Source organism: Thermococcus aciditolerans (genome assembly GCF_008152015.1).
GTDB lineage: Archaea > Methanobacteriota_B > Thermococci > Thermococcales > Thermococcaceae > Thermococcus > Thermococcus celericrescens.
On sequence record NZ_CP041932.1, the window covers coordinates 1804618 to 1830859 of the forward strand.

Consider the following 26242-nt stretch of genomic DNA (forward strand, 5'->3'; position numbering starts at 1 on the left):
TCACCCTCCTATTCTTCGGCGCCGGTGTATATTAACCTTCTCTTTTTCCACCCGGTAGAGCAGGAAGAGGGTCCCCTGATCGACGCTTTCAATCAGGGGGCTTAGGGCTTCTTCTTTTTCCTCCGTTCTGAGAAGGACCCTCCTTGGTCTCTCCCCCGTTTCGGCCTCCAGTCTCACGGTCTCCCACTCGAAGCCCATGGAGCGGCTCACCGGCAGGGTCAGCGTCCTTTTTGGGGTCTGGATAACCACGCTCCCGTTGAACGGGGGGGTTTCCACTGCAACGACCACCCTCCTGTGGTTCCCGCTCTCGATGGAGGAGTATGCGACGACCAGCCCCACCGTGAGGAGAATCAGCGGCAGCAGAGAGCCAGCCGCCGAGATTCCCATGCGGCCGCCCAGCCAGAAGACGGCCAGGGAGAGAACGAATGCTGCCAGCAGGAAGAGAAGGCCGTAGAGCAGCGTTCTCTTTCCGACTTCCTGCCCGCCCAGCTCATTAAGAACGCTTTCCCACTCCTCGGCGGTCTCCACGTAGTCCGCGGTGATTCCCAGGGCAACGAGGGCGAATATCGGGATCGCCGATGAGAAGTACGGGCTGGCCAGTATTGCCTCCCCCAGGTTCCTGTAGGCTTCTGGAAATGCCACGGGCAGGAACTGCGACGCCCCGATCGTGTATGGGACTGCGTAGAGGGTCATCGAGAGGGAGACGGCCCTGCTGGCGGAGCCGCTGGATAGAAAGACCCCCAGCAGGATCGCCGCGAGCGCGGCGGGAAGTGCGTAGCCGCTCACCCCAGCGACGCTGGAATACGCCAGCGCGGTCAGAGCCGCCGCGGGGAGAACAACCGCGAATTTTGCGGCAGTGAGGCTCATCTTATCTCCCCCAGAAGCCTGGTTACTATCCTGCCCGTTTCCTCCTCGCCGGGCAGCCAGCGGATGACGTAGGCTCCGGTTTTCTCCAGGTCCTCCATTATCGCCCTCTTCTCCATCTCCATCAGCGTCCCTGCCCCCGGGTCGAGGGTCGGATAGACCGAGATGTCTATCACCATCGGCCTCGTCCCGCCCCGCCCCATGGCCCTCACGGTGAGCATTCCCCTCCTCGTCTCGGCCCACGTTCCCTCCAGGATGTTGGAGACGTAGACCACAAGGGGGGTGTACTGGATGAGTATCCTCCTCAGCCTCTCCACCGCGTCGTCAAGCCTTTCCTCCCCAGTTTGGACCCTTTCAAAGCTCATCATGGTTCTAACGATTTCGTGGAGCTGTCTGGGCCCCGTGGCAGGTGGGATGAACTTTCCCGCTCCCAGCAGATAGAGCCCCACGTGGTAATCCTTTCTCAGGAAGCGGTGGGCCATGGAGGCCACGAGGTTCATGGCGTGTTCGTAGGGGCTCTCGCTCTCCTTTCCTATCTTCATCGCCTCCCGGGCGTCCACAATGAAGAGCACGGTCTTCTTTCCTTCCCTCTCGAACTCGTTGACGAGCACCTCCCCCATCCTCGCGGTCGCCTTCCAGTTTATGAGCTTCATCGGATCCCCCGTCTGGTAGTTCCTTATCTCCTTGAAGTCCGTTGAGATGGGCCCCCTTATGGAGTAGCTCGTCTCTGGAACGCTTATTCTGGCCTTTCTCCGGGTTTCAATCACCGATACCTCTCTCAGCACCCTGGGAACGGCCCTTATCCTCAGCTCCTCCCCGTAGAGCCCCCACAGATAGCGGGTCCCGAGGGGACTCCTTGTGGTCACCTCGCTCCCGGGCAGGGTGTAAACGCCCCTGAGGACGGGCTTTATCCTGTATGTGTATTCAACCTGCAGTGGCTTGGGCCCCTTGAAGAATACCCCGACGCTGCTGCCCCCGGTCAGCGCCACGCTCCCGGGCAGGGGGTCCCTGACGACCACTATACCCATACCGCGTTCGACCGTGACGCGCACCCTGACCTCGACCTCCTCACCGATCCGCACCTCCCTCCGGGATATCCTCCTCACCACGGTTATGCCCTTCGGCGGTTCGATCAGCGTCCCGAGGGCCAGGATGGAGAGGGGCACCGTGGCCAGGCCTATCATCCCGGGGGAGAGAAAAAGCGTCCCCATGAGGAGTGCCCATAGGAGGTAGCCCGTCAGGTTCTTCCTCATCTTCGTTCCGCCCCTTTGGGAACGGGGGTCTTTTCCAGGGCTTCCATTATAACGTCCTCGCCCCTGATGCCCTCGAAGGAGTACTCCGCCCTGATGACGACCCTGTGGGCCAGGGCATCGATGGCGAAGACCTTGACATCGTCTGGGAGAACGTAGTCCCTGCCCTCCAGAAGGGCGTTTGCCTTTGCCACCTTCATCAATGCGATTCCGCCCCTGGGACTCGAGCCGGCCTCCACCCTGGAATCCGCCCGGGCGTTCCTCACGAGCTCCGAGATGTACCTCACGATGTCCCTGCTGGTGAAAATTCTCTCCTCCACGAGGTCCTGGATTCTTACGAACGTCTCTCTGTCGATCATCGGTTCCATGTCCGCCGTTGGGTCGTCCTTTCTCCAGCTCAAACGCGCTTCGAGGATTGCCATCTCATCTTCCAGGCTCTTAGGATAGCCCACGCGCAACTTGAGGAGGAACCTGTCGAGCTGGGCCTCGGGGAGGGGGTAGGTTCCCTCGAACTCTATCGGGTTCTGTGTTGCGATGACGAAGAACGGCCGCTCCAGGGGGAAGGTCTCACCCTCTATGGTCACCTGCCGTTCCTCCATTGCCTCGAGCAGCGCGGACTGGGTCTTGGGGGGAGCGCGGTTGATCTCGTCCGCCAGAAGGACGTGGGTGAAGATCGGCCCCTTTATGAGCTCGAACGTTCCAAGGTTCTGGCGCCACACCTTCGTTCCCAGTATGTCCGCGGGGAGCAGGTCCGGGGTGAACTGAACGCGGGTGTATTTCAGGCCCAGGACCCTCCCAAAGGCTTTGGCCAGGAGTGTCTTCCCCAAGCCGGGGTAGTCCTCAAAGAGGACGTTCCCGTTGACGAGAGCCGCCGCCAGGGTCTTCCTTATGACTTCCTCGTTGCCGATGTAGACAGTTGAAATTCTCTCCACAATCTCTTCAAGCTTCTTGGAGGCTTCCTCAATCTCAGTCATGGCTTCCACCCCATCAGGTCCCTCAATCCTTCAAAAACTTCCTCCACGATCTTTGTTCTCCTCTCAAGCTCGGCCCTCTCATAGCGCCGCCTTATCCAGAGCGGCATGAGGGGGGAGATCGGTTTTCCCTCGTAATCCGCCACCTTCGAGATGAGCGCTCCGAACTCCTCCCTGTCCCCGAAGAGCCTCGCACCGTAATAGGTTACGAACGCCACCAGCGGTCCCCTCCTGCCGCGCACGACGAAATCCTCAACGGCCCTTCTGGCTTCCATCATCTCGGGGCCCAGCCTCTCCAGCGTTTTTGCCTCGTGCCTCCGCCACTGCTCGAGGAGGTAGCGCTCTGGGTCATGCCTCGCCACGTGGGAGTACACCATCGATCCGGCCAGAAAGACTCCCAGAACGAGCACCAGCCACTCCCCGTAGAAGACCAGCTCTGGGTGGCTCTCGCTGAGTTCCCCTCTAACGGAAACGTAAAGGCCCAAAACACTGCCGAGGGCACCTATTCCAAGCAGGTTTCTCTCGATGACCTCCACCCAGGGGTACCTCTCGACGAGTTCTGAGGCGGCGTAGCCGAGCAGGAATGCGGCCCCGGCGTAGCTGAAGACGCTTCCGTAGGCCATCAGCGGGGGCGTTCTGGACAGGCCGTAGAGGGCCAGGAAGACCCCAACCCCCCTAACGACCCTGGCCCGTTCCTCCAGATTCGGCGCGGTGAGTGCAACCCCCGCGCCGAATGAAATCAGGGCCAGCGGGAGGCGCCACTCCGGGATCGGGATGAGAAGGGCCGCGGCCGAGAGGCCGAGCGGCACGAGAAACCCAGCGAGGAGCTCCCTCCCCAGCCCCTTCGCCACCTCCCGTGTGGTCATAAACAGCGCTAAAATTACCGATGGCTCCTTGATGGCGCTGAGGGGCTCCGCCCAGGGTGAAAGGGCATAGATGAGGGCAACCGCCCCGAAGTAAATGCCTATCCGTCCCCAGTTGAGCTTAAACAATGCAACCACCTCCAACCAGCTCGAGGAGCGAGCGGTAAAATTTGATGAACTCCCCCCGCGACACTTCGACCGTGCTGTACTTGGCCCTCTCGAAGACCTCCGTTAGAGTATCTAGGGGCTCCCATGGGTACATCATGTCCGTCAGGGCCGCGGCTATCTCCCGGGGGGTCATCCCTTCGACGTCCAGGCCTACACCTCTGGCCCACGGCAGGAAGCACCTCTCGTAGTAATCGACCACGGCGTCGTCGTAGCGGGGCACTATCCTCACGGTCGCACGTTCGATGAGCTCCCCGCAGCGGGCTTCTATGGTGTGTTCCCCAACTTTCAGGGCCAGGGTAAAGTCCCTGCCCCTCCCTACCGGCTTTCCATCAATGTAAAGCTCCGCCTTTCCCTCGCACTCGATGCTCAGCTCCACCGTTTCCCCCTCCCTGAATACGGGAATGCCGTTGTTGAAGATAATCTTCAGAACCTTCTCTGCCCCCTTTTTCTCAGGTCTTCTTCTCACGAGACGGTATCTGACTATCAGTGCGCCGATGACCAGAGCTATGGCAATGTAGGTCCAGGGGATTCCCCGTCTTCTGGCTATCACGACGTGGAACCTCCCGCTCGCGGGCAGGTAGTAGGAGGAGCCGTCGAAAGCAACAACCACCGTTGCGTTGGTTTCCTTCTCCGGCACAGGAACTTCGAGGGTGGCTGTTCCGGAGCCGTTGGTCATTACTCGCATCGCGAAGCCGTCCACGCTGACGTTGAGGTAAACCCCGCTTACCGGATTGTTGGCGGAATCAACGACCCTGAACCTCAGCGCCGCGGTTTTTTCGCCCTCCGCCCTCGGCGTCAGGAGCTCTATTTCCACCGGTGAAAGAACCGCCACCGTTGTTCTCCCCAAGGTTCTGGTGCCGTGGCGGAATTCCACGGATCTTTCCCCGACCGTCTGGAAGGGTTCGATCGTCAGCTCAAAGCTTCCGTTGATCACGTCTATCGGGTATGTCTTCCCCGGAAACACGTAGGCCTGAAGGGCCGCACCTTCAATCCCAACGACCTTTCCGCTGATTCTGATGGGCTCCCCGATTTCTCCGGTTATCCTCTCTGGAACCTCCAGCTCAACGGTCGCCACCGTGACGTTCATGGCGGACGGGGAGTAAACGGGACTTCCGGGGTACCTCACGGTCAGCACGTGCCTCTCAATCGTGGGGAGCTGGAGAACCAGGGAGAACCTGCCGTCCGCGAGGGCGGTGATCTCTCCGAGGGGCCTTCCATCGAGGTAGTATTCGATGCTGACATTGGCTATCGGTCTCCCAGCCCCGCTGAGGAGGCTGCCGATGACCGTGACGTTGCCGGGTCTGGCCAGGATCAGCCCGGGCATCGAGAATCTGGCCAGCCCCCTGACTTCGACCGTGAATGTGGCCCCGGAGGGGAGGTAGGGGTATCCGAGGGGAGTGAGGTAGTATATGAAGACCTGCTTAGTCCCGGGAGAGAGGTACACCGGGATTTTAACGGGGAGCGTGAAGGTCCCGTTGGATGCGTTTGCGTAGCCTATCAGGACATCCCTTTCCCCGTCGTTTATGAACGCCGCCACGCTTCCCCGGCGTGGTCGTTCACCCGTGACACTGCCCTCTACGGTTCCGTTTATAACGAACGAGTCTCCAGCGGTCACAGCTTCCGGTACCTCCGCTTTTATTTCGGTTCGCTCCATGACGAAAACCGGGAGGTGGAGTTTGTATTCATCCGCGCCCCGCATGACCGTGAGGTTCTCGATGTGCCAGCCGTTTGGGTAGTCGTCGGGTGGAATTAGCCTGACGTACACCTTGGTCTCGTTCCGCAGGGTTTCGATGGAGAACCAGGAATCCACCAGCGGGGATTCCGTTTTGAGGCCCACCTCCCCGGTGCCTGGCACGGTGAGCTCCACAGTAAGTGCATCGTTCTTGCGCAGGTACGCCGTGACCGGGTCGGGCAGGGCGCTCACGTTTCCCGGGACAGTCACCGGAACAATCCTGGTCAGCGAGTTTCCTTCCATATCCGTTGCCCTAACCATGACGGGATAGTAGCCGGGCTCCTCAAAGGGACCCACCGTCAGGTTGTATATCCTGGACTCCCTGATGAGCACTATCCTCCCGAGGACCGGAACGTCCACGGCAACGCTCGCGTTCCCGCCGCTCGCGACCCGCTCGAACTTTATCGTAACCGTTCCGGAGGAACCGGGCTCCAGGGGCATCAGAACCTCGGGTGCCTCCAGTTCGAAGGGCATGTACACGTTCTGATCCGTGGGGTGCAGGGGGTCGAAGACCAGCCAGCCCGCATCCTTGAAGTAAACCTCCGCCCAGAAGTGCCTGTTCTTTTCGGTCACGACCTGGGTCTGGGGGATTGCATCGATGTAAACTCCCTCGACGAGCCTCGCGGGAAGGCCGTTCAGTCTGGCCAGAACCACGAAGGCGGAGGCAAAGTCGTAGGAGCTGCCTGCCTTTGATTCAAACAGGAACCACGTCAGCCTGTCCGCCCCCTCGGGGGGAGTCACGTTTTCCACGTGCCTGTAGTTGCTGGCTAGGTACCTGACTATACTGAGCGCTTTCCAGTAGTCCGAGCGTGCCCCCATCGTTATGCTCCCCGCCAGGGCCGCCAGCCGGGTGTCGTTGGGGGCCGAGAGATACTCCGTCTGGTTTCCTGCCGTGAGGTTGACCAGGTAGGGCATGTCAAAGGTGTAGCCCACCGCTGAGAGGGAGTACGCGGTCACGTTCAGGGGTGTTCTGAAGAGGTTGTACTCCGGAACCACCTCCGCCCCGGCACCGTCAACGCGGGTCGTGTAGAGGGAGGTGAAGAGGTTCCCGCTGAGGGGAAGGAACGAGACGACGGTTATTCTGTCCCTTTCGGCGTGATGGGGGGCTTTTATTTCTGGGGGGGCGATGACGCCGCTCGGAACCCTCGTGGCGTTTCTGGTCGTCCATCTCCCGTCGGTGTAGTCGGTGTACACGTTGAGCCTGAGGTAGTGGGTGTGGGCCGCTCCCGTTACGAGGAGAACGAAGTGGGGCGAAGCCGGAACCTCAGCCGGCGGCCCGGTTTCGTTGGTCTCGTTTCCGGGCGGAAGCTTCGGAGAGAGTATCTCCTCGATGCTCTTGGTTCCGGGTGGGGCCTCGATGAGGGCTGGTCCAAGCACGATGGAGACAAGGAGGAGGGAGAGCAGTGTTAGCGTGAGAAAGGCGATGTATTTCCGCCTCACCATGATGTTCCTTACTTCAACCGCGGGTTATATAAGGCTTTGCATTAATGTATTACATTGAACATTCTTGCCCAAAACCCTTAACTACCGGCGGGTCGTCTTTGAGTTGGTGGTGGTATGGAATTCGAGAGGAAACCCCTCATAGGCATGGTTCATCTGAGACCGCTCCCCGGTTCCTACCTCTACGGCGGGAACTTTGATGACGTGATCGAGTCTGCCCTGAGGGACGCGAAGACACTGGAAAAAGCGGGCTTCGACGCGGTAATGGTCGAGAACTTCGGCGACGTTCCCTTCCCGAAGTACGTGGACAAAACCACAGTTGCAGCATTTACCGCCGTCGCTAAGGCAATCCGCGATGAGGTGAGCCTTCCCTTCGGAATAAACGTTCTCCGCAATGACGGAATAGCCGCTTATTCCATAGCCTACGCGGTGAAGGCGGATTTCATAAGGGTGAACGTGCTGAGCGGTGTAGCTTACACCGATCAGGGCCTTATAGAGGGCATCGCCCACGAGCTGGCAAGGCTGAGGAAGCTCCTCCCGAGCAAAATAAAGGTCTTCGCCGATGTCCACGTCAAGCACGCGGTCCACTTCTTCGACTTCGAGGACGCGATAAGGGACACCGTCGAGCGCGGCCTTGCCGACGCTGTTGTAATCAGCGGCAAAGCCACCGGAACGCCCGTCGATGTTGAAAAGCTTGCCCTGGCTAAGAGAATCTCGCCGGTGCCGGTGGTGGTGGGTTCGGGCACTTCCTACGACAACCTCCCGGAGCTCTGGAAATACGCCGATGCCTTCATAGTGGGCACGTGGATCAAGCGCGATGGAAAGGTCGAGAACGAGGTCTCGCTCGAAAGGGCGAGAAAACTGGTCGAGCTGGCGAATAAACTTCGGGGAGCTCTCTAGGGATGACTCCTTTTTCGAACCTTTTTCTCCGAAAGGCTTATTACTCATGAGCGCGTAATTTGTTGAAACGTATGACCCAGTCCCGCTTTTCTTTTCCGCGAGATGGGTGGTAGTGGAAGTGGAATTATGGTTGGAAAGGAAAAGCCCGCGTTCCGGGCGGTTCTGGAGATGATGGCATGAGGGTACCTAAGCTTTTCATCGTGCTCATGGTAGCGGGCCTTCTCTTCGGTTCCATGTTGGCTTACGGTGAGGCTGTGGAACCGTACGTGCGCTCGCCCCCAAGCGATTCGGAACTCCTCTCGCTCAATCTGAAGGTAAAAGGGTGGGGCACGATGATGGGAAACGGCGATGCATCAAGCGTCGCCGACTTCGTCTTCGTCTGCAGGAATCAGGGCAAGCTCAACGCCACCTACCACATTGACCTCTGGATGGGTTACTTCACGGATACAAACGCCGAAAGGAGTTATTACGAGGAGACCTTGGCGGATTGGCGCTCCTATGAGGACAGAGACGAGGTGGGAAATGACCTCGACGGGAATCCCTACGTGGCAACTCATTATCGCTACACGGTGGATGAGACTGGAGGTTCATCTGACTCCAAGTGGGCCGTTTTCAGGGAGGTCATAACCTACGAGTGCATCTCAGCGAGCTGCGAGAGCTGGGTTGAGGCCCATCCCGATGAGTCCTCCCAGCTCCAGGTCACGGTTAGGTACATCGTCAGGGAGGGGCCGTATGTTATCCTCGCAAAGGGGTGGTACTACGACGATTCCTCCTGCGACGTTGAGGCGGCCCTTCCAACTCTAATCAACCATTACCTCAATACGATTCCTGGAAACATGGTTTCGATACCCATAACCAGCGGACCCGGTGCCCCGTCTGGAGGCTCGGAAAATGTGACCACCACAACCACGACTAGACCTGGGGAGGCTCAAAACAGTGATTCGGGCTTTGAGAGGCCGAACGTGGTGCTCAGCCCGGAGGCAAAGGCCAGGATGGAGGAAACGCTGGGAAAGCTTGAGGGACTGAGCGGCGGGAACATCGAGGTGGTGCGCATCAAGACTCCAGAGGGTGAGCTGGTCAAGGTCATCAACAAGGGCGGAGGGGCCAAAGGGACGGCCCTGAGCTTCAAGCTGAAGTACTACGGCAACAAATACGTCCTCGACAAGACGGTTGACTCAAGCATAGACGCCCTTGACGGCCTACTGGAGAAGTACGGTGTTTCTCCCCTTGGACTCTTTAAGGACTACGTCAAGGCCTACAAGGACAGCGAGCTCTTCCAGGGGGAGGATGCGGTGAGGAAGACGGCCCTCGACCTTCACGTTGACGGGAGGAGCGCGTCGCTGTACAACGACATGAGCGGCATCGAGGAGAGGGAGCTCAAGCTCTCGCCGGCGAAGAATTCGATTCCCACGGGTCCCGAAACGAAGCCCGTGGAGTTCATCGTTCAGTCCCTGGGAATAGCCGTCAAGAAGTCGGTCGCCCAGGACTACGGCTGGGAGTTCAGGAAGACGGCGGAGAGGGCCATGTACTACAAAAAGGCCGGCATGAAGTACAGGGACATCATCAGGAATACGATATACGACGTCATGGAGGAGACGAGCCAAGACAGGAAGGTTCAGACCCTCAACGCCCAGTCCAAGGGTCCCTACAAGGATCAGGAGGCGAGGATAAGGCTCTACCTGAACAAGCTCTTCGAGGAGGGAAGGATATGAAGGGGAAGGCCCTCCTTCTAGTCCTACTGCTCCTTGGGGCTTACGCCTACGTCAACGGCTACCTCTCACCGGAGGACGTTCATTCGACCGTTGACCGACTGAGCGGCGAAAGGAACGGTAGTGGTGTCTCAGGAAGCTACTCCTCAACGATCCCGGGCAACGTCAGCGTTTCAGGTGCAAACGGGAGCGTTTACGTCCGGTTTGATGCCCCGGCTATTAACGAAAACCTTCCCGGACTGCTGTACACCCTTGCGGAAGAGAACAACGCCACGATTGTCGATGCATACTACCTTGGGGAACCTGTTCTAAGACTCACTCTAGAGAACGGGAGCGCTTTCTTCGAGGACATCAGAACACCGGAGTTCCGCATCAGGAGCGACCTCGGCCTCTTTGACGTAAACATCGTTGATGTCAGTGCCACCAACGAGACCGCTGCAGTAACCCTGGAGTACCTCGCCGATGGGGAAGGCTTCTGGAAGGACTACTTCGCGATGGCCTTCGTCGTCCTGGAGGACGCTCCCTGGGTGGAGACCGTTTCGATAACCTACCTAACCGAGAACGGGACGGTGACCCTCTCGATGTCCTCCGAGGATATAATACGGCTCCAGAGCGGGGAGGTTACTTCGGAGGAACTCCCAGGACTGGTGACGGTTTCTAAAACTGAAGGGAGGTGAGAAAATGGGACTGCTCAAGAAACTCATGGTGGGCTTTTTCCTGCTCGTGCTCATCGGGGTAGTCGCGGTCTTTGGGATGCAGTACTACTACGATACCGCCTACACGAAGGTTCCGGTCGAGGTCAAGAGCGAAACTGTTACCGGGGACGTCTTCTACCTCAGCCACGTCCTTGAGCCTGGCAAGTACAAGATAACCGCCGGGGGCGAGGGAACCGTGGAAAAGATAACCATCCTCGACGAGAACGGCAACGTCCTGACTGAATCCGAGACCAACGAGCTCATCTACGGCTCAACGCAACCGTTCCAGGTGAGGGTTGACTACAAGAGCCCAGCCAATGTCGATTCCTACAGCGTCTCGGTCGGCATCTATAAGCTTGTGGAAAAAGAGTGAAAGACCGTCCCTCCTAACTTCCCTTTTCTTCTCTGGCTCCGTTGGAGCTTAGCCCGCGGATTATACGCTCCATTCTCTCCTCCTCGGTCTCCCTGCCGCGGTAGCCGAAGTAGAAGCCTATTATCGTCGAGAGAACGCCGAGGAAGTAGTTCCTGAGCTCGGAGGGTATCGTGATGTACTCGCTTCCCAGAACGAGGACGATGAACGTCGCAACGAGGGTCGCCGCTATGGCCCGCCTCATCTCCCCCTTGTTCAGACACCGGTTGCCGCTCCAGCCTATGAAGATAACCGCCAGGAAGACGAGCAGGGGCAGGGAAATCAGAGTAATCCTCACGTCGAAGTAGAGGCCTGCAAAGGTTAGTACCGCGACGGCTATGAGGGAAAACAGCAGCGCCGCCCTTGCGTAGGGGAAGCTCTCCTCCATGGCCATCACCCAAAGGATTATATTCGCCCATCGTATATACGCCTTTAGCCAGGTGGTGCCCATGGGGAAGTACTTTGGAACCAGCGGGATTCGAGAGGTCGTCAACGAAAAGCTAACCCCGGAGCTAGCCTTAGGCGTCGGCAGGGCCCTGGGGACTTACCTCGGCGGGGGAACGGTCGTCGTCGGCATGGATACGAGGACGAGCGGCGAAATGCTGAAGAGGGCCCTGGTGAGCGGGCTCCTGTCGGCTGGAATAGACGTAATAGACATCGGCCTCGCGCCCACGCCCCTGACAGGCTTCGCCATCAAGCTTTACGGTGCCGATGCCGGCGTTACTATCACGGCAAGCCACAACCCGCCCGAGTACAACGGCATAAAGGTCTGGCAGGCCAACGGAATGGCCTACACCCCAGAAATGGAGAAGGGACTTGAGGCCATTCTGGAGTCCGGGAACTTCAAAAAAGCCCCCTGGAACGAGATTGGAACACTCAGAAAAGCCGACCCGCGGGAGGAGTACATAAGAAAAGCCCTTGAGATGGTTCACCTGGACGGTTCCTACACCGTCGTTCTCGACTCCGGCAATGGGGCCGGCTCGATTCTGAGCCCCTACCTCCAGAGGGAGATGGGCAACCGCGTGATAAGCCTCAACTCCCACCCTAGCGGGTTCTTCGTGAGGGAACTTGAGCCGAACGCGAGAAGCCTGTCCGCGCTGGCAAAGACTGTAAAGGCCATGAAGGCCGACGTCGGCATAGCCCACGACGGCGACGCCGACAGGATTGGAGTTGTGGACGATGAGGGCAACTTCATCGAGTACGAGGTCATGCTCAGCCTCATAGCCGGCTACATGCTCAGAAAGTTCGGAAAGGGCAAAATCGTGACGACGGTCGATGCCGGCTTTGCCCTCGATGACTACGTTAGACCGTTGGGCGGCGAAGTTCTGAGGACGCGTGTTGGTGATGTTGCCGTTGCCGACGAACTGGCAAGGCACGGCGGGGTCTTCGGCGGCGAGCCGAGCGGAACCTGGATAATGCCCGAGTGGAACTTGACGCCTGATGGCATCTTTGCTGGAGCGCTTGTTCTTGAGATGATTGATAAACTCGGCCCGCTGAGCGAACTCGCCAAGGAAGTTCCGCGCTACGTAACCTTGAGGGCTAAAATACCCTGCTCCAACGAGAAGAAAGCGAGAGCGATGGAGATAATCGCCCACGAGGCCCTCAGGAGCTTCGACTACGAGAGACTCATAGACATAGACGGCGTTAGAATAGAGAACTCCAACTGGTGGATTCTCTTCCGCCCGAGCGGAACCGAGCCGATAATGAGGATAACGCTGGAAGCCCACACCGAGGAGAAGGCTAAGGAGCTCATGGAAAAGGCGGAGAGGCTGGTGAGGGAGGCGATAGTGAGGGCTTGAGAAGTAACGTTTTTAAGTAGTTGGTTTTTTATTTATTTCGGGTAGTTGAGATGGGTTTGGAAGTGGCGGCAACTGTACTTAGTGCAATTGTGGGAGCTTTGAGCTTTGGATATAGTGTAGTGCAAGGTAGGAGTTTAGGTAGGCGGAGGTTCTTTAAACCGAACTTACTATCTCATTCTGTTGTGAAACAAGAGTATGAGTCATTGAAAGAACAAGCATTAGAGTACTCTAGAAGTAAGAGAAAGGAGTCTCTTCTCTGTGCTACAATTTTTGTTAACGGATTACTTTTCCTTGCGTTAGTGGTTGGAAGATTTAGTGCGGGGAGTGAAGAGGCAGCCTCCTTATTTTTTGTCATTGTGGGATGGTGGATTTCCTTAAATCTCTTGTTTATTCTCCTTAAAAAAGCCTCAATCCCTGAAGTAAAATTGAATCCTAAAGAGGTGGAAAATGCGTTAAATGGATCGACATGGATATTTCTGGCCTCTATTGTGATGTTTATAATTGTGGTTTTAAGGTCTTTATCGGTTGGTTCTCCTACATCCTCTTCTATCCTTTATTCATTGTCCGTAGCTGTTGCGGGTATTGGTGCCATATTATCTGCTATCTTGTTCTCCAGCATCATCGATATAGGAACTGCATTATTATGGAAAATTTATGTTTCAGACAGTAATAGGCCCTTGGCTGAAAAACTACCTCATCTCCTTGTGAAAACCAAAACAGGCAACATATTCTTCGGCCAGCTGTACGATCCCCTCGATGATAAGCTTCTCATCCTCCGGAAAGCGAAGCTTGTTATTCATGGCGGGCAAGATGTAGCAGACACGCTTGGAAAGGTCATTTCTCACGCAGTACCCCATGAGAAGCAGGGAAACTACTTCTTGATCCCATGGGATGAGATAGAAACTCTCCAAATTGTTGAAAGTGGGTTATATGCTCAACGGACTAATCAATATAGAGGAGGGGATAGTAGTAAAGAGAAAAGTGGTCTTAGGTGTATGGTCTCTTGGTTGTTCAAAAATACTATTGTAAAATTCTGGGGGCTTTTTAAGAAATTTGGATTATGGATTAAAGGCTGTATTAGGAATCCAGTGAGGAGAATTGATAACGAACTGCGCCGGAGATTTTGTTAGTTTGGATATGTTTTTACTCACTTCAGTCTCTTCAGCTTCTTCCCTATTATCGCGAAGGTCGCCATCAGGGCTATCAGCATGGCCCAGCCGAGGTTTTTGCTCGTTTCTTCCGGCATGACGATGTAGGCGAAGAGCATCACCGTGGTGAAGGTCACCAGTATCAGAACCAGCCCCTCGCCTTTGGTTCCAGTTCTTATCTTTCCCTTCGGGTGGAATTTTGAAAAGCGACTCCACTTGATGCCCGAAATCGTCAGCGTGTCGGCGAAGAGGTGGGAGATGTAACCGATAAAGAACGCCACCGCCGGCCAGTAGCTGCCAGTTATCCAGTATGCCAGGCCGCCAACGAGGGCGGTTATTAAAAAAGCCGCCTCTATCGTGTGGGTCGCGCCCCTGTGCTCCACGAACCTGGGCATAACTGTTCCGCCGGGTAGCTTGGTCGAGATGTAGGACTTGGGGTGGTCTATGTCTGGCGTTAAAGCCCCGAAGGCGGCCATGCCGATGTCCAGAAAGTTCATCGGCGCGCCGAAGAGAACCGCTATCAGGTAGAAGAGGACCCCAAAAACCACGTGCGTGTACCACATCATGCTGCATCATCTGGCCCCAATTCGGCGAGAGCCGATTTAACCCTTTCCATGCTCCCTTCAATATCGTCCTTGTCGAACTCGATGTAAGTTCCCTCCGGAAACCGCGCCATGAGTATCTCGAAGAGTATCCCGGGCATCTTCACGAGCTTGAAGCCCTGCTCCCCCACTATCTCCTTCGAACGGCTGAGTCTCTCCTCCTTGCTCAGGTAGAAGAACTCCTGCATGGCGGAATATGGATAGCTTTCCGGATCGCTCGAACTCGTGTGGAAGACCCCACAGGTCGGGGAGCCTTTGACCCCAACGAAGACGACCTTCTCGGGCTTTTCCTCGGTCAGAACCCTTCCGATGAAGTCGGCTATTATCTTGGCCCTCTCGCGCATGCCGAGCCTCTCGTAAACTTCTCTGCTCGCCGGTGCCCTCGGCCAGCCCATCAGCTCGTATTCGGGGCACGGATAGGCTAAAACCTGCCAGTCCTCGCCGAGCTCTCCAATCAGCTCCCTCAGGAGCCTCGCCGTCTTGTACTCCTTCCCTTTGGCCCCGCGGTAGACGTAGAATGGGCTTAGGAGACAGGGGGCAATGATGAGGAGCTTCATGGTTCATCCCTCGAAGGTTTTCAGAAAGGGAATCCTCTCGAAGTCGGAGTCAAACGTCAGAATCAGCTCAATTCCACGCTCTTTGCACGTCGCGGCGATGAGAGAATCGTTTGGTAGGAGTTCGTAGTCCTCTCCAAGCTGGGATGCGAACTTTATCATGTTTTCGCTTATGGGGACGATTTTCAAAAAACCTGCCTCGCTGAGTTCCTCAAGCGCTGTCTTGACCCTCCCATACACAAAAGTGTATTCTTTCAAATGCTTTTTGAGGTCATAGGCCCCTTTAAGGCCGTCCTGAATGGCAAGGGTAAACATGACCTTGTAAACTGTCTCTGAAAACACTACCGGGTTCGTGACCAGAATATGTCCTTCATCTATGGCTTTCTTGACGAGCGCCTTTGCCCTTGGATCCCCAAGGTGCAGACCAACGAAAACCGATGAATCCACAAAGACCTCAGAACGACTCATAGTACGCCTCCTTCAGGCGCTTGTAGTCGATTTTTCCAACCTTTCTGATGACCATTGAGTCAAGGAGTTCATCTAAGTCTGTCTCGATGATTTTTATCCTCACCTTTGCATGATCGCGCAGATGGGGCTTTTTCAGAGGCTTCAGAACGCCGTTCTCGTACACGGCCTCTATGATCTCCTCCATGGTTCCACCCAATATCCTTTGGTGAAACTTCCTTTAAACCTTCCCTGTGATTTCTTCAATTATCCCCTCGACCTTCTCCCTCAGCCCCTCCAGCGTTCCCTCGTTGGTTATCACGTAGTCAGCTAAACCCTTCAGCTCGCTCGTGCGGTATAAGCGCTCCTCGGCGTCGTCCATGGCCTTGAAGTCCTCGAAGCTCTTGATGCCCTTGTCCTTGCTCGCCTTCCTCCTCATCAGGCGCTCGAACCTTACCTCCGGCCTTGCCTCGACGTAGATGACCTTTCCGCCGAGCCTCTTGACGGCCTTTATCTCCCCCTCGGAGCGGACGCCGTCTATGACGATGTTCTTACAGTGCCTCATCTTGTCAACGGCGAGCCTTATGAGTATGTCCTCGCCGTAGGTTTCCTTGAGGTACTTCCCGAACTCTATGAGTCTGTCCCGTGTCGGCTCGGCCTTCTCCGGCAGCTCGGGAATCCACGAGTAGTCCGAGACGTTGTGGGTGAGCAGGTCTATCAGCGGGTCGCTGCAGGAAACCCTGCAGAATCCCTTCTCCTCGAAGAACTCCGCAACCGTCGTCTTTCCGGCGGCGATCTTTCCAACGACACCGACTATCATTTTCTCCACATCCTCCAGATTAGATTGGCCCCGTCGGTCGATTCCATAAGTCCCTCGTAGGTTAAGTCTGTGATGAACCGAATTAAGGCTTTTTTGTCGTACACTACGGGCCTCTCAAAGCCGAAGAGGTACTTCAGCTCGAAGAAGCCTATGTGCAGCAGCCGGAAGGGGTTGAGGAGGGCGATTTCCTTCTCGAATCTTAGACCGAAGGGAAAATCCGCCAGAACGAGCTTTGCCCCACGATCCTCCGCGAGGGCGACCAGTTTTCCTTCGTCCGGAAAGAACAGCTCCTCCGGCCCGGCCTCTATCGGCTCGTACTTCAGCCTTGGGAACGCGTACCTGATTCCAACGGCCTCGTGGGGAAGGTTCAGCCTTTCAGCAAAGCCGAGCAGGGCTTTCGCGTTGAAGCTCATGAAGACGAGCGTTTTGAAGTTCCCTCTGACATCCGGCCACTTTCGTGGGGGGAACCTCTTCTCCGCCTCGATTATCGGAAGGAGGAATTCAAGCTCCGTTCCCTCAACGAGTTTTTCGGCTTCCTCGAGCTTCCTCCGCTTTATCTCTAGGTCGAGGTTTGAGTAAACGGTCAGCTGTTTAACTCCGAGCCTCTCGCGGAGCTTTCCGATGACGAAGCTGTTGCCTATGACGACGCTCTTGTCTGTCCTGTCGTGGGCGATTATGAAGAGCTTGTCGCCCTCGGGGTCGTAGCGAACCTCGTCTATCCTGAACGGGCTCTCCGGAAAGCCGTTCTCGCGCCTTATATCTCTGACCAGCTTTGATATCTCCCCGACCGTGAACATGGTTCTTCCCTCCTACCTCAAAGGGTGGACTTTTAAGGTTCTCGGCGGGAGGTTTGTTCCAAAACACGAACAAAAATTTATAAAACATGGAACAAATTCCCTCCGGTGATGTGGGTGAGGATGAGTTCGAGGGAGATAGCTCTAATCGGTATGATGCTGGGACTCTCGCTGCTCTTTGATGTGATGCCGATAGAGATGCCCACCGTATGGGGGATGAAGATAGACCTCGTGGCGGTTCCGATAGTGATGGCCTACCTCCTCACTGGGTTCGCCGGGGGATTAACCGCGGTTCTGCTGCTGTTTGCGGGCCTCAGCGTGGTATCATCGGCCAGCTGGCTCGGGGCCATGATGAAGTCCCTAGCCACCCTCTCGGTCATCGTGGGCTTTGAAGCGGCCAGGAGACTCACGCGCTTTGACCTTGGTGATGGGGCGAGGCAGAGGCTCCTTCTGTTTGCGGTGGTTGCATACCTGGCCGGAATCGCGATAAGGATACCCCTCATGCTGGCCCTCAACTACTACGTTGCCCTTGAGATATGGCTCGGCCTTCCAAGGGAGCAGGTGATCCAGGCTGTCGAGAGCTGGACGGGCGTTCCTTTCTGGGTTGCAATAGGCCTCCCGAATGCCATCCAGAGTGCCATCGACGTCTTCGTGGGGCTTGCCGCGACGATACCTGTGTTAAGGCGCCTTCCGCACCTGCTGGATTAGTGCTTCCAGGTTTTCTTTTTTGAGCCCTCTTTCTTCAAGATAGCCGTTCCATCTCTCTGCGTAGTCCATGAACGTTCTATCCCCCGTCCGGGTGTAGAGCCAGACGAGGAGCTTGATGTGGAGCCGGTGGTAGTCTTCTCTGGCCTCTGGTCCTTTAACCGAGTAGAGGCTCCACTCACCACTATCGCAATCTGGAAGGGCCCGTTTAACGCTTTCTACGCCCGCATTGAAGAGCTCCAGTGCCCGTTCATCGCCCGTGAATCTGTGGTAGAGCCACAGCCCCTTCATAGTGATGATGTGGCCGTTGAGGACGAGAAAGTCCGGGCGGTATGGGTACTCGAGAAACCAGATCCCGTAGTCCGTGTTCTCGACGAAACCGCCGTGCTCGGGGGACAGGTAGAACGAGTTAAAGAGCCGATGGGCCGCGCGCAGGTATGTCTCGTTGCCGGTCTCGTTGTATAACCACGCGTAGAGGCCGGCGAGCATTCCCTGTGAAAACGACGAGACCCAGGGTAGCCTGATCTCCCTGGTGCCTGGTGGCTCGAAATACACGTTGAAGATGCCCGCTTCGCCGGTGCTTTGATTGACCACCTCCATAAGGGGGAGCATTTCCTTTAGAAGCGCCTCCGCCCTTTCAACCTGGCCCGTCTTCAGGTAGTGGTACGCCCAGTTGGAGGCCGTAACCGGATAGTACTGGAACCCCCTGCCCCTGTAGTACACGAAGGGCAGCGTGCTCGTGAAGTTCTGACATTCCACGTAGGGGATGCTTTCGAGGGGCCGCTCCCTGGAGAATGAGACGACGTGGTAATCGGTACCCGGCGGCTCGCTCTTCGAGAAGTAGCAGAGGTTGGCGCGGAGGGTGAGGTTCAGTATCTCCAGCTCGGCCCGAGTAAGACGTCGTTTCCCTGCGATTGAGGAGAACACCTCGATGGGATAGTGGACGTCCGGGAATTCCAGGGAGGCATTGAACGCTTTCCCTATGACCTCCCGTAGCGAGGGATACTCCTCAATGAGGAGTTCGTAGTCCCCCGGTCCGGCGGGCGGGGGTTCAATCGGAGGTGTGTGAATGGGCGTGGCTGTACTACTCACCGGGTTGGACGAGGTTTGGTCTTTTTCTTTTTCATTCGTTCCCAAGCAACCGGAGGCTATGATGAGGAGCGTTACCAAAATTGCCATTGCTGTTTTTCTCATGGAACTCATAGTTAACACTATATGAAAGAGTTAAAAAGCTTTTCGAAAGATTTTAAAAAATAGTTAGAGATTCCCGAGTATTTCCTCCTCTTCCATCGTCCTCTCGCAGTAGTGGCAGCGCACCTTAAGGGGCTCCCTTGAGACGACGTAGAATTTGGAGACTGTGTACTCGTGGTTACTGACGCAGTTGGGGTTCGCGCAGCGAAGGATTCCGGTTATCTCGTCGGGAATTTCGACCTTGAACTTCTCCGCCACTTTGTAGTCCCGCACTATGTTCACGGTCGCGCTCGGGGCAATGAGGGCTATTTTGTTGACCTCCTCCTCGCTCAGGAACTTGCCCTCTATCTTGACGATGTCCTTCCTTCCGAGCTTCCCGCTGTGGACGTTCGAGGCGAGAAGGAGAACGCCGCCGTTCGGCCTGTTGAGGCGGAGTATCTCGATGACCTTCAGCCCCTTTCCGGCAGGGATGTGGTCTATGACGGTTCCCTCTCTGATGGCGGTAACCTTGAGCTCGGCCATTCAAACCCCCTCCAGAACGCCAAGTGTCAGTCCGAGCAGGGCCATTCTCACGGGAACTCCGGAGAAGACCTGCCTGAAGTAGAGCGCGTGCTTCGTCCTATCGACCTCTGGGTGTATCTCGTCGACCCTCGGGAGAGGGTGCATTATTCTGAGGCTTTCCTTCGCGTTCTTCAGAACCGCGCAGTTAACCTGGTAGCTACCCTTGACCTTGAGGTACTCCTGCTCGTCCGGGAAGCGCTCGCGCTGGATTCTGGTGACGTAGAGAACGTCCAGCTCCGGGATCGTTCCCTCCAGGTCGGTCGTCTCGTGAATTCTAACCCCCTTCTCGCGGAGCTCTTCAACGATGTGCTTCGGCATCCTCAGGAGACCCGGCGAAATCAGGTAGAGCTCGACGTCGTAGAAGGCCAAAGCCTCCGCCAGGCTGTGGACGGTTCTCCCGTACTTGAGGTCGCCGAGCAGACCTATGGTCAGGCCGTCTATCCTTCCGAAGGCACGTTTTATCGTGTAGAGGTCGAGCAAAGTTTGCGTCGGGTGCTGGTTGCTGCCGTCGCCGGCGTTGATCACCGGTATCTCCGCCACCTCCGCGGCGAGCCTCGCGGCTCCCTCCATCGAATGGCGTATAACTATCACGTCGCTGTACTGCTCGACCGTCTTTATCGTGTCGGCCAGGCTCTCGCCCTTCTTGACGCTCGTACTGGCGGCGGAGGAGAAGCCTATGACCGAGCCGCCGAGGCGGTGCATGGCGCTCTCAAAGCTCAGTCTGGTTCTCGTTGATGGTTCGAAGAAGAGCGTCGCGAGTATCTTTCCCTTCGCGTAGTCGAGTGCGCCCTTCTCGTTGAGTTCCGTTTCAAGCCTTTCGGCAACGTTCAAAACGAACTCGATGTCCTCTTTGGAGAAGTCCCTAACGCTTATCACGTCGCGTCCTTTCCAGTCCATAAAAGCCCTTCTCGTGTAAATTTCGAAGGGTTTTTAAACGTTTTTTAACATAAACTTGTCGACGGTAACCCTTTAAAGCTGGGTTCAAAATTTCCATAACCTGGTTTTAGGGTGGTAGCATGAGGACGCCCAGCGTGTACGTAGCCGAGGAGCTGATGCCTTTTCTGAGGGCCAAGATAGCGGAGAGACTTTACCGCGAGGGCATGAAGCAGTCCCAGATAGCCGAGTACCTCGGCATAACCCAGGCGATGGTTAGCAAATATCTTGCCGGGAAGTATAAGATGCCCCCCGCGGAGGTGGCCGAGAGGCTCGAAGACATGGCCAACGACGTGTCTTCCTTCATACTCTTCGGGGGGAGCAGGGAGGATGCGATACTCCTCGTGGCGAAGCACATTTTTGATCTGTTTCAAACCGGTTTTCTGTGCAGGTTCTATTCCGAGTACGCCGGTGTGAGCGAGGACTCCTGCAGGTCGCTCTTTGAGGTCCAGCCGCTGAGGAGCGAGGTACTTGAGGTTCTGAACATGGCCCTCAACGAACTCCTCAGGGATGAAAAGTTCCCCTCCCTCATCCCGGAGGTCAGGAGCAACTTCGCTTACTCCCTTCCGTCCCCGCGGGGCATCGAAGACGTTGCGGCGATTCCGGGAAGGATAACCGCCGCCAAGGGTAAAGCCTTCGCCCTCCCGCCCGAGTTCGGGGCGAGCGGTTTTACCGCGGGCATACTCGTTAAGCTGGCCGCGATACGGCCCGAAATACGGAGCGTTCTCAACATCAGGTATGGGCAGGACATAGAATCCGCCCTGACTGCCGCGGGGTTCGAGGTCGGAAGGGTTAAAACCGGTGGACTGAGCGAGGATGAGGCCGTGAGGGTTATAGCAGAGGCCTTCAGGCGCGACTCTTACGACGCGGTCGTTGACGTGGGCGGCCTTGGGGTCGAACCGCTGGTCTATATATTCGGCGAGACGCCCTTCGACGTCGTTGAGAAGCTCAAGAGGCTGGTGGGGAACCTTTGAGGAGATTTCTCTTCCTCTACGTGCTCCTTCTTCTGTTTCTGAACCTAACGCCGAGGGTTCCGTCGTCGCCCGTGGCCAACGGGGATAAACTGGCCCATTTGGTAGAATTTGCTGCTCTGGGCTTTCTTGGATGGCGTTTATGGACTTACCTCCTGCCCCTGCCCTTCCTCTTGGAGTTCCTCCAGCTCTTCGTCCCCGGAAGAACGTTCTCCTTCGCCGACATGTGCGCAAACCTAATAGGTTTCACCCTCGGAGTCACCGCGGGGTGGTGGTATGACGGTTCTCACGAGGGAACTGAGGTTTCAAACGAAGGGGGAGATTGACCTCATCGACATAACCCGTGAGGTGGAGAGAATCGTTGAGGAATCCGGAATCGAGAACGGCCAGGTTCTGGTCTTTGTTCCCGGCGCCACCGGCGCGATAGTCACGATAGAGCATGAGTCCGGCCTTCTGGAGGACTTCAAGCGGGCACTGAGGGAGCTTATCCCCAAAGGCAAAGGCTACCTCCACGACAGGATAGACGACAACGCCCACAGCCACCTCCGCGCTACGCTCCTCGGGGCGAGCGAGTGCTTCCCCGTCGTTGACGGCAGGCTCGTGAGGGGGACGTGGCAGCAGATTTTCTTCGTCGAGCTGGATGTGATACCGAGGCGCAGGAGGGTCGTGGTGCAGGTTATGGGGGAGTGAGAACTTCCGGTTTTCACTCCTTTATAAAGGTTGAGAAGTGCGAGTTCTCAGCATCTCAAAAATTGAAAAACGAAATCACTGATCGTACTCAACAATCTTCCAGGGATAAACCGTCACGTGGAACTCTATCGGCGGCGCGCTCATGGTGTAGATGGCCCCGCTTCCACCCCTGACCCGGAAGTTTCCCTTCACAACGTGGTCTAGGCTTAAATAATATGTACGCTCCATTCCCTTTGATGGATCCGCTGAGAATATCGCCGAGGGTTCCACGGTCAGCTGTGATACCCAGGCTATGTCGGGACGGAGATAATGTTGTTTGTAGTACTCATGAATGACATCGAGCCTGCTCTCGTATCCGCTGGTGCGGTCTTTCCATTTCATGTAATATCCATCGCTAGTTTCATAACTGACGGTGGCACTTACAGATCCTTCTTTTGCATTGTTGATCTGGAATGTGTAACTGTAAACCGTCTTGGGGCCTCCGTTGTTTTTGGGGCACCAGTCTTCTATCTGCTGCCACGGGTTCTGCGGATGGTTGGCGTCTATTATCGTCTCCAGGCTTTTTACGGCCACGGTAGATGTCGCCGCCCTGCCCTGGGTTACTGTGTGAACGAGATACCAGTACTGGCCGGAGGTGGTTGTCACGTAACTGTAGTCCGCTTTGAATTCCAGATAGGCGCGGGAGGCAGAGTCCAGCGCGCTCCTCTTCCATTGAACACTTCCTATGGGATTCCATTCATAGGAGACCTGAAGGCTTAGAGGCGATAACTTGGACCTGGCGGATAGGATTTCAATGTCCGTTCTTTTTATGTCATCACTTATCTTCTGGAGTTCGCGTACCTCCCGCTGCGGGTCTATCCCCGGGCCTTCGACAATGTAGTATACCGTGTAGCACCTGCCCCCAGGGGTTGGCTTGGTCACTATTCCGATGAACTTTACGTTGGACCCCTTCAGTCCCTTGAAGTCCAGGACGATGCCCAATTTTGTTCTGAGAGAATCCACCAGCCTCTGGGCATTCTCTGGAGCGTCGTCTCCATAGAAGTAAACGGGATTACCTCTTAGAAGCCCCTGAGCGGACTCCGAGATGACTACGTCTTGGCCCTGGAAATCCGTTTCCGGATTATTGAGTATGGGAGTCGCGAGGCTCAGCGTGGCCAGCAGAACGGCCAGCCCGATGAGCAGCCCTCTGATCCGTGGCCCCATTTTCAGTCCTCCCCTGCCGGGTGTGATGGATTACGCTGAATTATATTTAAACCTTCCCAATATTTGAGCGTAACCTGAGAGTGTTCCCACAGGGAAGTCGTCAGAGAATAGCACCGCGGAGGATTTTCCCATTCGTCTCCCGTAAAACCCGCGGAACGATGGGACTACCTCTTCTTTCTGCGAGAATAAGGGGGTAATAACCCGCCCAAGTTCATCGGCTCCGCCTTCGGCGGCACTCCCCGGGTAGGATAAGTTGGACGTTATCCCTAAAAGGCTTCCGGTGGTTTGGTCCGCGGCGGATGTGGACGGGTATCTGCTCTGGTTACCTTACTCTCCTCAGCCTTGTACTCGCGAACACAAGCAGCTCGTCGTTTACGTAGACGCTGCCGGTCATCACGGCTTCTTTATCACTCAGAAAGTAGTAGTGCGTGGTGTTGCGCCTGCGTTCGATGGTTCTGTCCTTCCCAACTGCCTCGTAGAGCTCCACTATGTATATTTGGTCGTCGGTAATGATGCCCTCAAAGGAGTGGTTTCTGATTTCCTCGGCCGTGTTCGGGTCCTCAACCGCTTCTCCTGCCCATAACAGCCGGTTCCCTTCGATTCTCATCTGTGCAATCCCAACGTAATCGCTCTTTGTCCCATCTGGTCTCACAAAGAAGTTTCTCTGGATTATAGTGCCCTCGGGAGTGGTTTCAACCTCGATTATCATCTTTCCGCGCTGTGTGATTCCCCCCATCTGGTTAACGTAGTTTGAAAACTCCCCTTCCCAGATGCCAGTATTTTTTAAAAACGCATCGGTTTTGTTGGTATTTCCATTCATTGGTAATATTCCTCCATTATTCACTTCAAAGTTGTCAATGATGCTGTGCAGAGAGGGCAAACACCTCAAAGCTCTTTGTCACCTGAGCTCCCTCATCTGCACTACCAATTAATTCATCAATCCGTGGGATTTTTACGTATATTAACTTTCTGATTATTGTCCAATAAATATATAATGTCTTGTAAGAATTAATTATTCCCAATATCAACTAACTTGGAGGGAAGTTCTGGAATGGAAGTGGTAATTCTCGGCTCTGGAGTATATAGCGGTACGCCTAAACCTCTATGCAACTGCGAGAACTGTTCTAAAGCTAGGAAGTTTCCACTATACCGAAGAACGCGCTTCTCAATTTACATTCCCAAAATTAGGGCACTGATAGATCCATCACCTGATCTGCACTACCACTTGGAGCATCTGAATGAGCGGATTGAGCACGTTTTCATTACCCACGCCCACTTTGACCACATAGGTGGACTTCCTGAACTTCAGATTTTTAAGCACATTAGGCTTTACGGGCATCCTAAAACCCTCCAGGTGGCAAGATACCTGCAAAAGCGTTTTGTAGGAGAGAGCAGATGGCGCTGGGAGTATTTTCCATTGGAGTTTAGCAGGTGGTATGACTTTGGCTTTAGGGTCTACTATTTTAAAGTTGTCCATCAGCCAATAGAAGTCGCGGGAGGATTTATAATTCAAATTGGAAACAAAAAGATAGTGATTACCGGCGATACCGGGCCAGAAATACTTGATGACAAGAAGACATTGGAAGAGATGAGTGGCGCTGACTTACTCGTGGCGGACATGACGCACAGGCATTCAATTCCCAAGGCTCATCTGGGGGTTGATGATGCGATAAAGCTCGCCCAAACTGTCAAACCAAAGAAGGCTGTTTTTGCTCACATAAGTCATGCAAATTACACGCATGAAGAGCTTGAAGAAATGGTAAGGCCATATATAGTGGCAAGGGACTTTATGCATGTGCATATTTGATGTCTCATCACAGTCGAACTTTTGTTCATGTCATCTTCACATTATTTTTGGACTACAAAGAATACCCTACGACTGTCTGGTTGAGGTTCGCTCATATCTTTTATGTTTCCCCAACAGGCGAGCTCCTTAAATCCTACATGTCTTAGGCGCTCTCTAATCTCCCTTAGAGTGTAGCCCTTTTCTTTATGCTCTTCGTCTAATCTGATCCATGTCTCTCCGTTTCTGATAAATCCAATGATCCTCAGGGTGGCTATATCCGTCTCGAAGTCATAGCTTGCTTGGTGGATCTCGAGAATGTCCTCCGTCTCCTGTTCAATGTGACACGAATAGCGTGACCATCCGACGGCCAGGCCATATCTTGTATTCATGTCGAAAATAAACAGCCCTTTTTCCTTGAGTGCTCTGTATATCCCTGCAAAGGTTTTTTCTAAATCTTCTATAGTTAGCAAGTAGTTTAGACTGTCAAACCAGCAGGTAACTAAGTCGAATTCCTCATCAAAATCCAAAGAGCGCATATCTTGGCAAATAAACTTCACGTCCACATTTTCTTTTTTGGCTTTTTCTTTAGCGAACTTTAGCATTTCACTGGAAATGTCCACACCGACAGTCTGAAAACCCCTTTTGGCCATTTCAACTGCAAACGTGCCCTCTCCACAGGCAACATCTAAAATCCTATGTGGCCGTGCATCGAATTTCTCAAGTATCATAGGAAGTATTTCAGCCATTTTCTCGCTGAAGCGAGAATAACGGCCCCTTACATAGAGATATGCAAAGTGCTCATAAACTTTCATCAGCATTGCCCCTGATGTTAATTATAATTCTTATTCCATTGCTCGGATCTTATAAAACATTGCCTTTATATCTGTCAGCAATTCTCTTTCTTGGTTGCATAGAAATTCAATGAACCTCGCTCAGCTTAGCACCAACGTATCAAGGAACGCGACTAAGCCAGTACACTAGAGCGTCAGCCTCAGATGGCTCCCGTATTCCCGGAGTGGGAATCCAGAATAAAATGTATG

29 protein-coding genes are annotated in these 26242 nt (G+C 55.1%); 11 read left to right on the top strand and 18 right to left on the bottom strand.

Going from position 1 to position 26242, the window contains the following annotated elements; genetic code table 11:
• From FPV09_RS09910 to FPV09_RS09930, 5 genes are read right to left on the bottom strand one after another with little or no spacing between them, the layout of a single operon-like run.
• Nucleotides 1–867, bottom strand: coding sequence for a hypothetical protein (locus FPV09_RS09910; protein ID WP_148883276.1), 867 nt, complete (start codon nucleotides 865–867; stop codon nucleotides 1–3).
• A complete protein-coding gene (locus tag FPV09_RS09915) occupies nucleotides 864–2117 on the bottom strand; it encodes a DUF58 domain-containing protein (RefSeq protein WP_148883277.1) in 1254 nt (417 codons plus the stop codon). The genes FPV09_RS09910 and FPV09_RS09915 overlap by 4 nt, the downstream gene beginning before the upstream one ends.
• Complete coding sequence (locus FPV09_RS09920) at nucleotides 2114–3088, bottom strand: AAA family ATPase (RefSeq protein ID WP_148883278.1); 975 nt, start codon at nucleotides 3086–3088, stop codon at nucleotides 2114–2116. Before FPV09_RS09920 ends, FPV09_RS09915 begins: the two co-directional genes overlap by 4 nt.
• Nucleotides 3085–4077 carry a hypothetical protein gene (locus tag FPV09_RS09925; protein ID WP_148883279.1) on the bottom strand — a complete coding sequence of 331 codons (993 nt, stop codon included), beginning with the start codon at nucleotides 4075–4077 and terminating at the stop codon, nucleotides 3085–3087. The genes FPV09_RS09920 and FPV09_RS09925 overlap by 4 nt, the downstream gene beginning before the upstream one ends.
• Complete coding sequence (locus FPV09_RS09930) at nucleotides 4070–7291, bottom strand: transglutaminase domain-containing protein (RefSeq protein ID WP_148883280.1); 3222 nt, start codon at nucleotides 7289–7291, stop codon at nucleotides 4070–4072. Before FPV09_RS09930 ends, FPV09_RS09925 begins: the two co-directional genes overlap by 8 nt.
• 114 nt (nucleotides 7292–7405) lie before the next feature.
• Between FPV09_RS09930 and FPV09_RS09935 the strand changes: the two genes are divergently transcribed.
• From FPV09_RS09935 to FPV09_RS09950, 4 genes are all read left to right on the top strand, one after another.
• The gene (locus FPV09_RS09935; RefSeq protein ID WP_148883281.1) at nucleotides 7406–8188 is read left to right on the top strand and encodes a BtpA/SgcQ family protein; all 783 of its coding nucleotides are present in this window, start codon (nucleotides 7406–7408) and stop codon (nucleotides 8186–8188) included.
• Between the two features lie 176 nt (nucleotides 8189–8364).
• Entirely contained in the window at nucleotides 8365–9900 is a 1536-nt protein-coding gene (locus FPV09_RS09940; protein WP_148883282.1) for a hypothetical protein, read from the top strand.
• Nucleotides 9897–10574, top strand: a complete 678-nt coding sequence (locus FPV09_RS09945; RefSeq protein WP_148883283.1) for a hypothetical protein — start codon at nucleotides 9897–9899, stop codon at nucleotides 10572–10574. The genes FPV09_RS09940 and FPV09_RS09945 overlap by 4 nt, the downstream gene beginning before the upstream one ends.
• Nucleotides 10575–10578: 4 nt before the next feature.
• A complete protein-coding gene (locus FPV09_RS09950) occupies nucleotides 10579–10965 on the top strand; it encodes a hypothetical protein (RefSeq protein WP_148883284.1) in 387 nt (128 codons plus the stop codon).
• 13 nt (nucleotides 10966–10978) lie between these two features.
• On the opposite strand, the gene FPV09_RS09955 is transcribed toward FPV09_RS09950, so the two are convergent.
• Nucleotides 10979–11398 (bottom strand): hypothetical protein, encoded by a 420-nt coding sequence (locus FPV09_RS09955; protein ID WP_168194756.1) that lies wholly within the window; start codon nucleotides 11396–11398, stop codon nucleotides 10979–10981.
• Nucleotides 11399–11450: 52 nt separating this feature from the next.
• Between FPV09_RS09955 and glmM the strand changes: the two genes are divergently transcribed.
• Both glmM and FPV09_RS09965 read left to right on the top strand, forming a co-directional pair.
• Nucleotides 11451–12800, top strand: coding sequence for a phosphoglucosamine mutase (gene glmM, locus FPV09_RS09960; RefSeq protein ID WP_148883286.1), 1350 nt, complete (start codon nucleotides 11451–11453; stop codon nucleotides 12798–12800).
• Between the two features lie 50 nt (nucleotides 12801–12850).
• The gene (locus FPV09_RS09965) at nucleotides 12851–13930 is read left to right on the top strand and encodes a hypothetical protein (protein WP_148883287.1); all 1080 of its coding nucleotides are present in this window, start codon (nucleotides 12851–12853) and stop codon (nucleotides 13928–13930) included.
• Between the two features lie 17 nt (nucleotides 13931–13947).
• Here FPV09_RS09965 and FPV09_RS09970 read toward each other — a convergent pair whose 3' ends face one another.
• From FPV09_RS09970 to FPV09_RS09995, 6 genes are read right to left on the bottom strand one after another with little or no spacing between them, the layout of a single operon-like run.
• Nucleotides 13948–14514, bottom strand: a complete 567-nt coding sequence (locus tag FPV09_RS09970) for a metal-dependent hydrolase (protein ID WP_148883288.1) — start codon at nucleotides 14512–14514, stop codon at nucleotides 13948–13950.
• Nucleotides 14511–15107, bottom strand: coding sequence for a hypothetical protein (locus FPV09_RS09975; RefSeq protein ID WP_148883289.1), 597 nt, complete (start codon nucleotides 15105–15107; stop codon nucleotides 14511–14513). The genes FPV09_RS09970 and FPV09_RS09975 overlap by 4 nt, the downstream gene beginning before the upstream one ends.
• A 3-nt stretch (nucleotides 15108–15110) precedes the next feature.
• The gene (locus FPV09_RS09980) at nucleotides 15111–15572 is read right to left on the bottom strand and encodes a type II toxin-antitoxin system VapC family toxin (RefSeq protein WP_148883290.1); all 462 of its coding nucleotides are present in this window, start codon (nucleotides 15570–15572) and stop codon (nucleotides 15111–15113) included.
• Nucleotides 15559–15756, bottom strand: a complete 198-nt coding sequence (locus FPV09_RS09985) for an antitoxin family protein (protein ID WP_148883291.1) — start codon at nucleotides 15754–15756, stop codon at nucleotides 15559–15561. The genes FPV09_RS09980 and FPV09_RS09985 overlap by 14 nt, the downstream gene beginning before the upstream one ends.
• Before the next feature lie 33 nt (nucleotides 15757–15789).
• Nucleotides 15790–16368, bottom strand: coding sequence for an AAA family ATPase (locus tag FPV09_RS09990; RefSeq protein ID WP_058938810.1), 579 nt, complete (start codon nucleotides 16366–16368; stop codon nucleotides 15790–15792).
• Complete coding sequence (locus tag FPV09_RS09995) at nucleotides 16365–17165, bottom strand: hypothetical protein (RefSeq protein ID WP_148883292.1); 801 nt, start codon at nucleotides 17163–17165, stop codon at nucleotides 16365–16367. Before FPV09_RS09995 ends, FPV09_RS09990 begins: the two co-directional genes overlap by 4 nt.
• Nucleotides 17166–17273: 108 nt before the next feature.
• On the opposite strand from FPV09_RS09995, the gene FPV09_RS10000 reads away from it, so the two are divergent.
• Nucleotides 17274–17870: an ECF transporter S component gene (locus FPV09_RS10000; protein WP_246112347.1), complete on the top strand. Its 597-nt coding sequence runs from the start codon at nucleotides 17274–17276 to the stop codon at nucleotides 17868–17870.
• On the opposite strand, the gene FPV09_RS10005 is transcribed toward FPV09_RS10000, so the two are convergent.
• The 3 genes from FPV09_RS10005 to pyrB are packed head-to-tail and all read right to left on the bottom strand — an operon-like array spanning nucleotide 17841 to nucleotide 20516.
• Nucleotides 17841–19070, bottom strand: coding sequence for a D-glucuronyl C5-epimerase family protein (locus tag FPV09_RS10005; protein WP_148883293.1), 1230 nt, complete (start codon nucleotides 19068–19070; stop codon nucleotides 17841–17843). The two genes, FPV09_RS10000 and FPV09_RS10005, sit on opposite strands and share 30 nt — an antisense overlap.
• 54 nt (nucleotides 19071–19124) lie before the next feature.
• Nucleotides 19125–19580: an aspartate carbamoyltransferase regulatory subunit gene (pyrI, locus tag FPV09_RS10010; protein ID WP_058938801.1), complete on the bottom strand. Its 456-nt coding sequence runs from the start codon at nucleotides 19578–19580 to the stop codon at nucleotides 19125–19127.
• On the bottom strand, nucleotides 19581–20516 hold the full coding sequence (gene pyrB / locus FPV09_RS10015; RefSeq protein ID WP_148883294.1) for an aspartate carbamoyltransferase: 936 nt from the start codon (nucleotides 20514–20516) through the stop codon (nucleotides 19581–19583).
• Nucleotides 20517–20635: 119 nt separating this feature from the next.
• Between pyrB and FPV09_RS10020 the strand changes: the two genes are divergently transcribed.
• The 3 genes from FPV09_RS10020 to FPV09_RS10030 are packed head-to-tail and all read left to right on the top strand — an operon-like array spanning nucleotide 20636 to nucleotide 22213.
• Nucleotides 20636–21526 carry a thiamine-phosphate synthase family protein gene (locus FPV09_RS10020; RefSeq protein ID WP_148883295.1) on the top strand — a complete coding sequence of 297 codons (891 nt, stop codon included), beginning with the start codon at nucleotides 20636–20638 and terminating at the stop codon, nucleotides 21524–21526.
• The gene (locus FPV09_RS10025) at nucleotides 21523–21849 is read left to right on the top strand and encodes a VanZ family protein (RefSeq protein ID WP_148883296.1); all 327 of its coding nucleotides are present in this window, start codon (nucleotides 21523–21525) and stop codon (nucleotides 21847–21849) included. Before FPV09_RS10020 ends, FPV09_RS10025 begins: the two co-directional genes overlap by 4 nt.
• Nucleotides 21800–22213 carry a secondary thiamine-phosphate synthase enzyme YjbQ gene (locus FPV09_RS10030; protein WP_148883297.1) on the top strand — a complete coding sequence of 138 codons (414 nt, stop codon included), beginning with the start codon at nucleotides 21800–21802 and terminating at the stop codon, nucleotides 22211–22213. The genes FPV09_RS10025 and FPV09_RS10030 overlap by 50 nt, the downstream gene beginning before the upstream one ends.
• A gap of 75 nt (nucleotides 22214–22288) precedes the next feature.
• Here FPV09_RS10030 and FPV09_RS10035 read toward each other — a convergent pair whose 3' ends face one another.
• Together FPV09_RS10035 and FPV09_RS10040 are read right to left on the bottom strand one after the other, a co-directional pair.
• Entirely contained in the window at nucleotides 22289–23416 is a 1128-nt protein-coding gene (locus tag FPV09_RS10035; protein WP_148883298.1) for a hypothetical protein, read from the bottom strand.
• A gap of 322 nt (nucleotides 23417–23738) precedes the next feature.
• Entirely contained in the window at nucleotides 23739–24152 is a 414-nt protein-coding gene (locus FPV09_RS10040; RefSeq protein ID WP_148883299.1) for a hypothetical protein, read from the bottom strand.
• 315 nt (nucleotides 24153–24467) lie between these two features.
• On the opposite strand from FPV09_RS10040, the gene FPV09_RS10045 reads away from it, so the two are divergent.
• Nucleotides 24468–25223 (top strand): MBL fold metallo-hydrolase, encoded by a 756-nt coding sequence (locus tag FPV09_RS10045; RefSeq protein ID WP_148883300.1) that lies wholly within the window; start codon nucleotides 24468–24470, stop codon nucleotides 25221–25223.
• 41 nt (nucleotides 25224–25264) lie between these two features.
• On the opposite strand, the gene FPV09_RS10050 is transcribed toward FPV09_RS10045, so the two are convergent.
• Complete coding sequence (locus FPV09_RS10050) at nucleotides 25265–26014, bottom strand: class I SAM-dependent DNA methyltransferase (protein ID WP_168194758.1); 750 nt, start codon at nucleotides 26012–26014, stop codon at nucleotides 25265–25267.
• Nucleotides 26015–26242 lie beyond the last annotated feature (228 nt).

Bases quoted from the DNA above. Each gene is read 5' to 3' on its own strand.
- FPV09_RS10030 (WP_148883297.1), top strand. From the start codon at position 21,800: ATGACGGTTCTCACGAGGGAACTGAGGTTTCAAACGAAGGGGGAGATT.
- FPV09_RS10045 (WP_148883300.1), top strand. From the start codon at position 24,468: ATGGAAGTGGTAATTCTCGGCTCTGGAGTATATAGCGGTACGCCTAAA.
- FPV09_RS09945 (WP_148883283.1), top strand. From the start codon at position 9,897: ATGAAGGGGAAGGCCCTCCTTCTAGTCCTACTGCTCCTTGGGGCTTAC.
- FPV09_RS09975 (WP_148883289.1), bottom strand. From the start codon at position 15,107: ATGAAGCTCCTCATCATTGCCCCCTGTCTCCTAAGCCCATTCTACGTC.
- FPV09_RS09995 (WP_148883292.1), bottom strand. From the start codon at position 17,165: ATGTTCACGGTCGGGGAGATATCAAAGCTGGTCAGAGATATAAGGCGC.
- FPV09_RS09930 (WP_148883280.1), bottom strand. From the start codon at position 7,291: ATGGTGAGGCGGAAATACATCGCCTTTCTCACGCTAACACTGCTCTCC.
- FPV09_RS09980 (WP_148883290.1), bottom strand. From the start codon at position 15,572: ATGAGTCGTTCTGAGGTCTTTGTGGATTCATCGGTTTTCGTTGGTCTG.
- FPV09_RS10040 (WP_148883299.1), bottom strand. From the start codon at position 24,152: ATGGGGGGAATCACACAGCGCGGAAAGATGATAATCGAGGTTGAAACC.
- pyrB (WP_148883294.1), bottom strand. From the start codon at position 20,516: ATGGACTGGAAAGGACGCGACGTGATAAGCGTTAGGGACTTCTCCAAA.
- pyrI (WP_058938801.1), bottom strand. From the start codon at position 19,580: ATGGCCGAGCTCAAGGTTACCGCCATCAGAGAGGGAACCGTCATAGAC.
- FPV09_RS10000 (WP_246112347.1), top strand. From the start codon at position 17,274: ATGTGGGTGAGGATGAGTTCGAGGGAGATAGCTCTAATCGGTATGATG.
- FPV09_RS09920 (WP_148883278.1), bottom strand. From the start codon at position 3,088: ATGACTGAGATTGAGGAAGCCTCCAAGAAGCTTGAAGAGATTGTGGAG.
- FPV09_RS09970 (WP_148883288.1), bottom strand. From the start codon at position 14,514: ATGATGTGGTACACGCACGTGGTTTTTGGGGTCCTCTTCTACCTGATA.
- FPV09_RS09910 (WP_148883276.1), bottom strand. From the start codon at position 867: ATGAGCCTCACTGCCGCAAAATTCGCGGTTGTTCTCCCCGCGGCGGCT.
- FPV09_RS09915 (WP_148883277.1), bottom strand. From the start codon at position 2,117: ATGAGGAAGAACCTGACGGGCTACCTCCTATGGGCACTCCTCATGGGG.
- FPV09_RS09950 (WP_148883284.1), top strand. From the start codon at position 10,579: ATGGGACTGCTCAAGAAACTCATGGTGGGCTTTTTCCTGCTCGTGCTC.
- FPV09_RS09965 (WP_148883287.1), top strand. From the start codon at position 12,851: ATGGGTTTGGAAGTGGCGGCAACTGTACTTAGTGCAATTGTGGGAGCT.
- FPV09_RS10005 (WP_148883293.1), bottom strand. From the start codon at position 19,070: ATGAGTTCCATGAGAAAAACAGCAATGGCAATTTTGGTAACGCTCCTC.
- FPV09_RS10050 (WP_168194758.1), bottom strand. From the start codon at position 26,014: ATGAAAGTTTATGAGCACTTTGCATATCTCTATGTAAGGGGCCGTTAT.
- FPV09_RS09935 (WP_148883281.1), top strand. From the start codon at position 7,406: ATGGAATTCGAGAGGAAACCCCTCATAGGCATGGTTCATCTGAGACCG.
- FPV09_RS09990 (WP_058938810.1), bottom strand. From the start codon at position 16,368: ATGATAGTCGGTGTCGTTGGAAAGATCGCCGCCGGAAAGACGACGGTT.
- glmM (WP_148883286.1), top strand. From the start codon at position 11,451: ATGGGGAAGTACTTTGGAACCAGCGGGATTCGAGAGGTCGTCAACGAA.
- FPV09_RS09940 (WP_148883282.1), top strand. From the start codon at position 8,365: ATGAGGGTACCTAAGCTTTTCATCGTGCTCATGGTAGCGGGCCTTCTC.
- FPV09_RS10020 (WP_148883295.1), top strand. From the start codon at position 20,636: ATGAGGACGCCCAGCGTGTACGTAGCCGAGGAGCTGATGCCTTTTCTG.
- FPV09_RS10035 (WP_148883298.1), bottom strand. From the start codon at position 23,416: ATGGGGCCACGGATCAGAGGGCTGCTCATCGGGCTGGCCGTTCTGCTG.
- FPV09_RS09985 (WP_148883291.1), bottom strand. From the start codon at position 15,756: ATGGAGGAGATCATAGAGGCCGTGTACGAGAACGGCGTTCTGAAGCCT.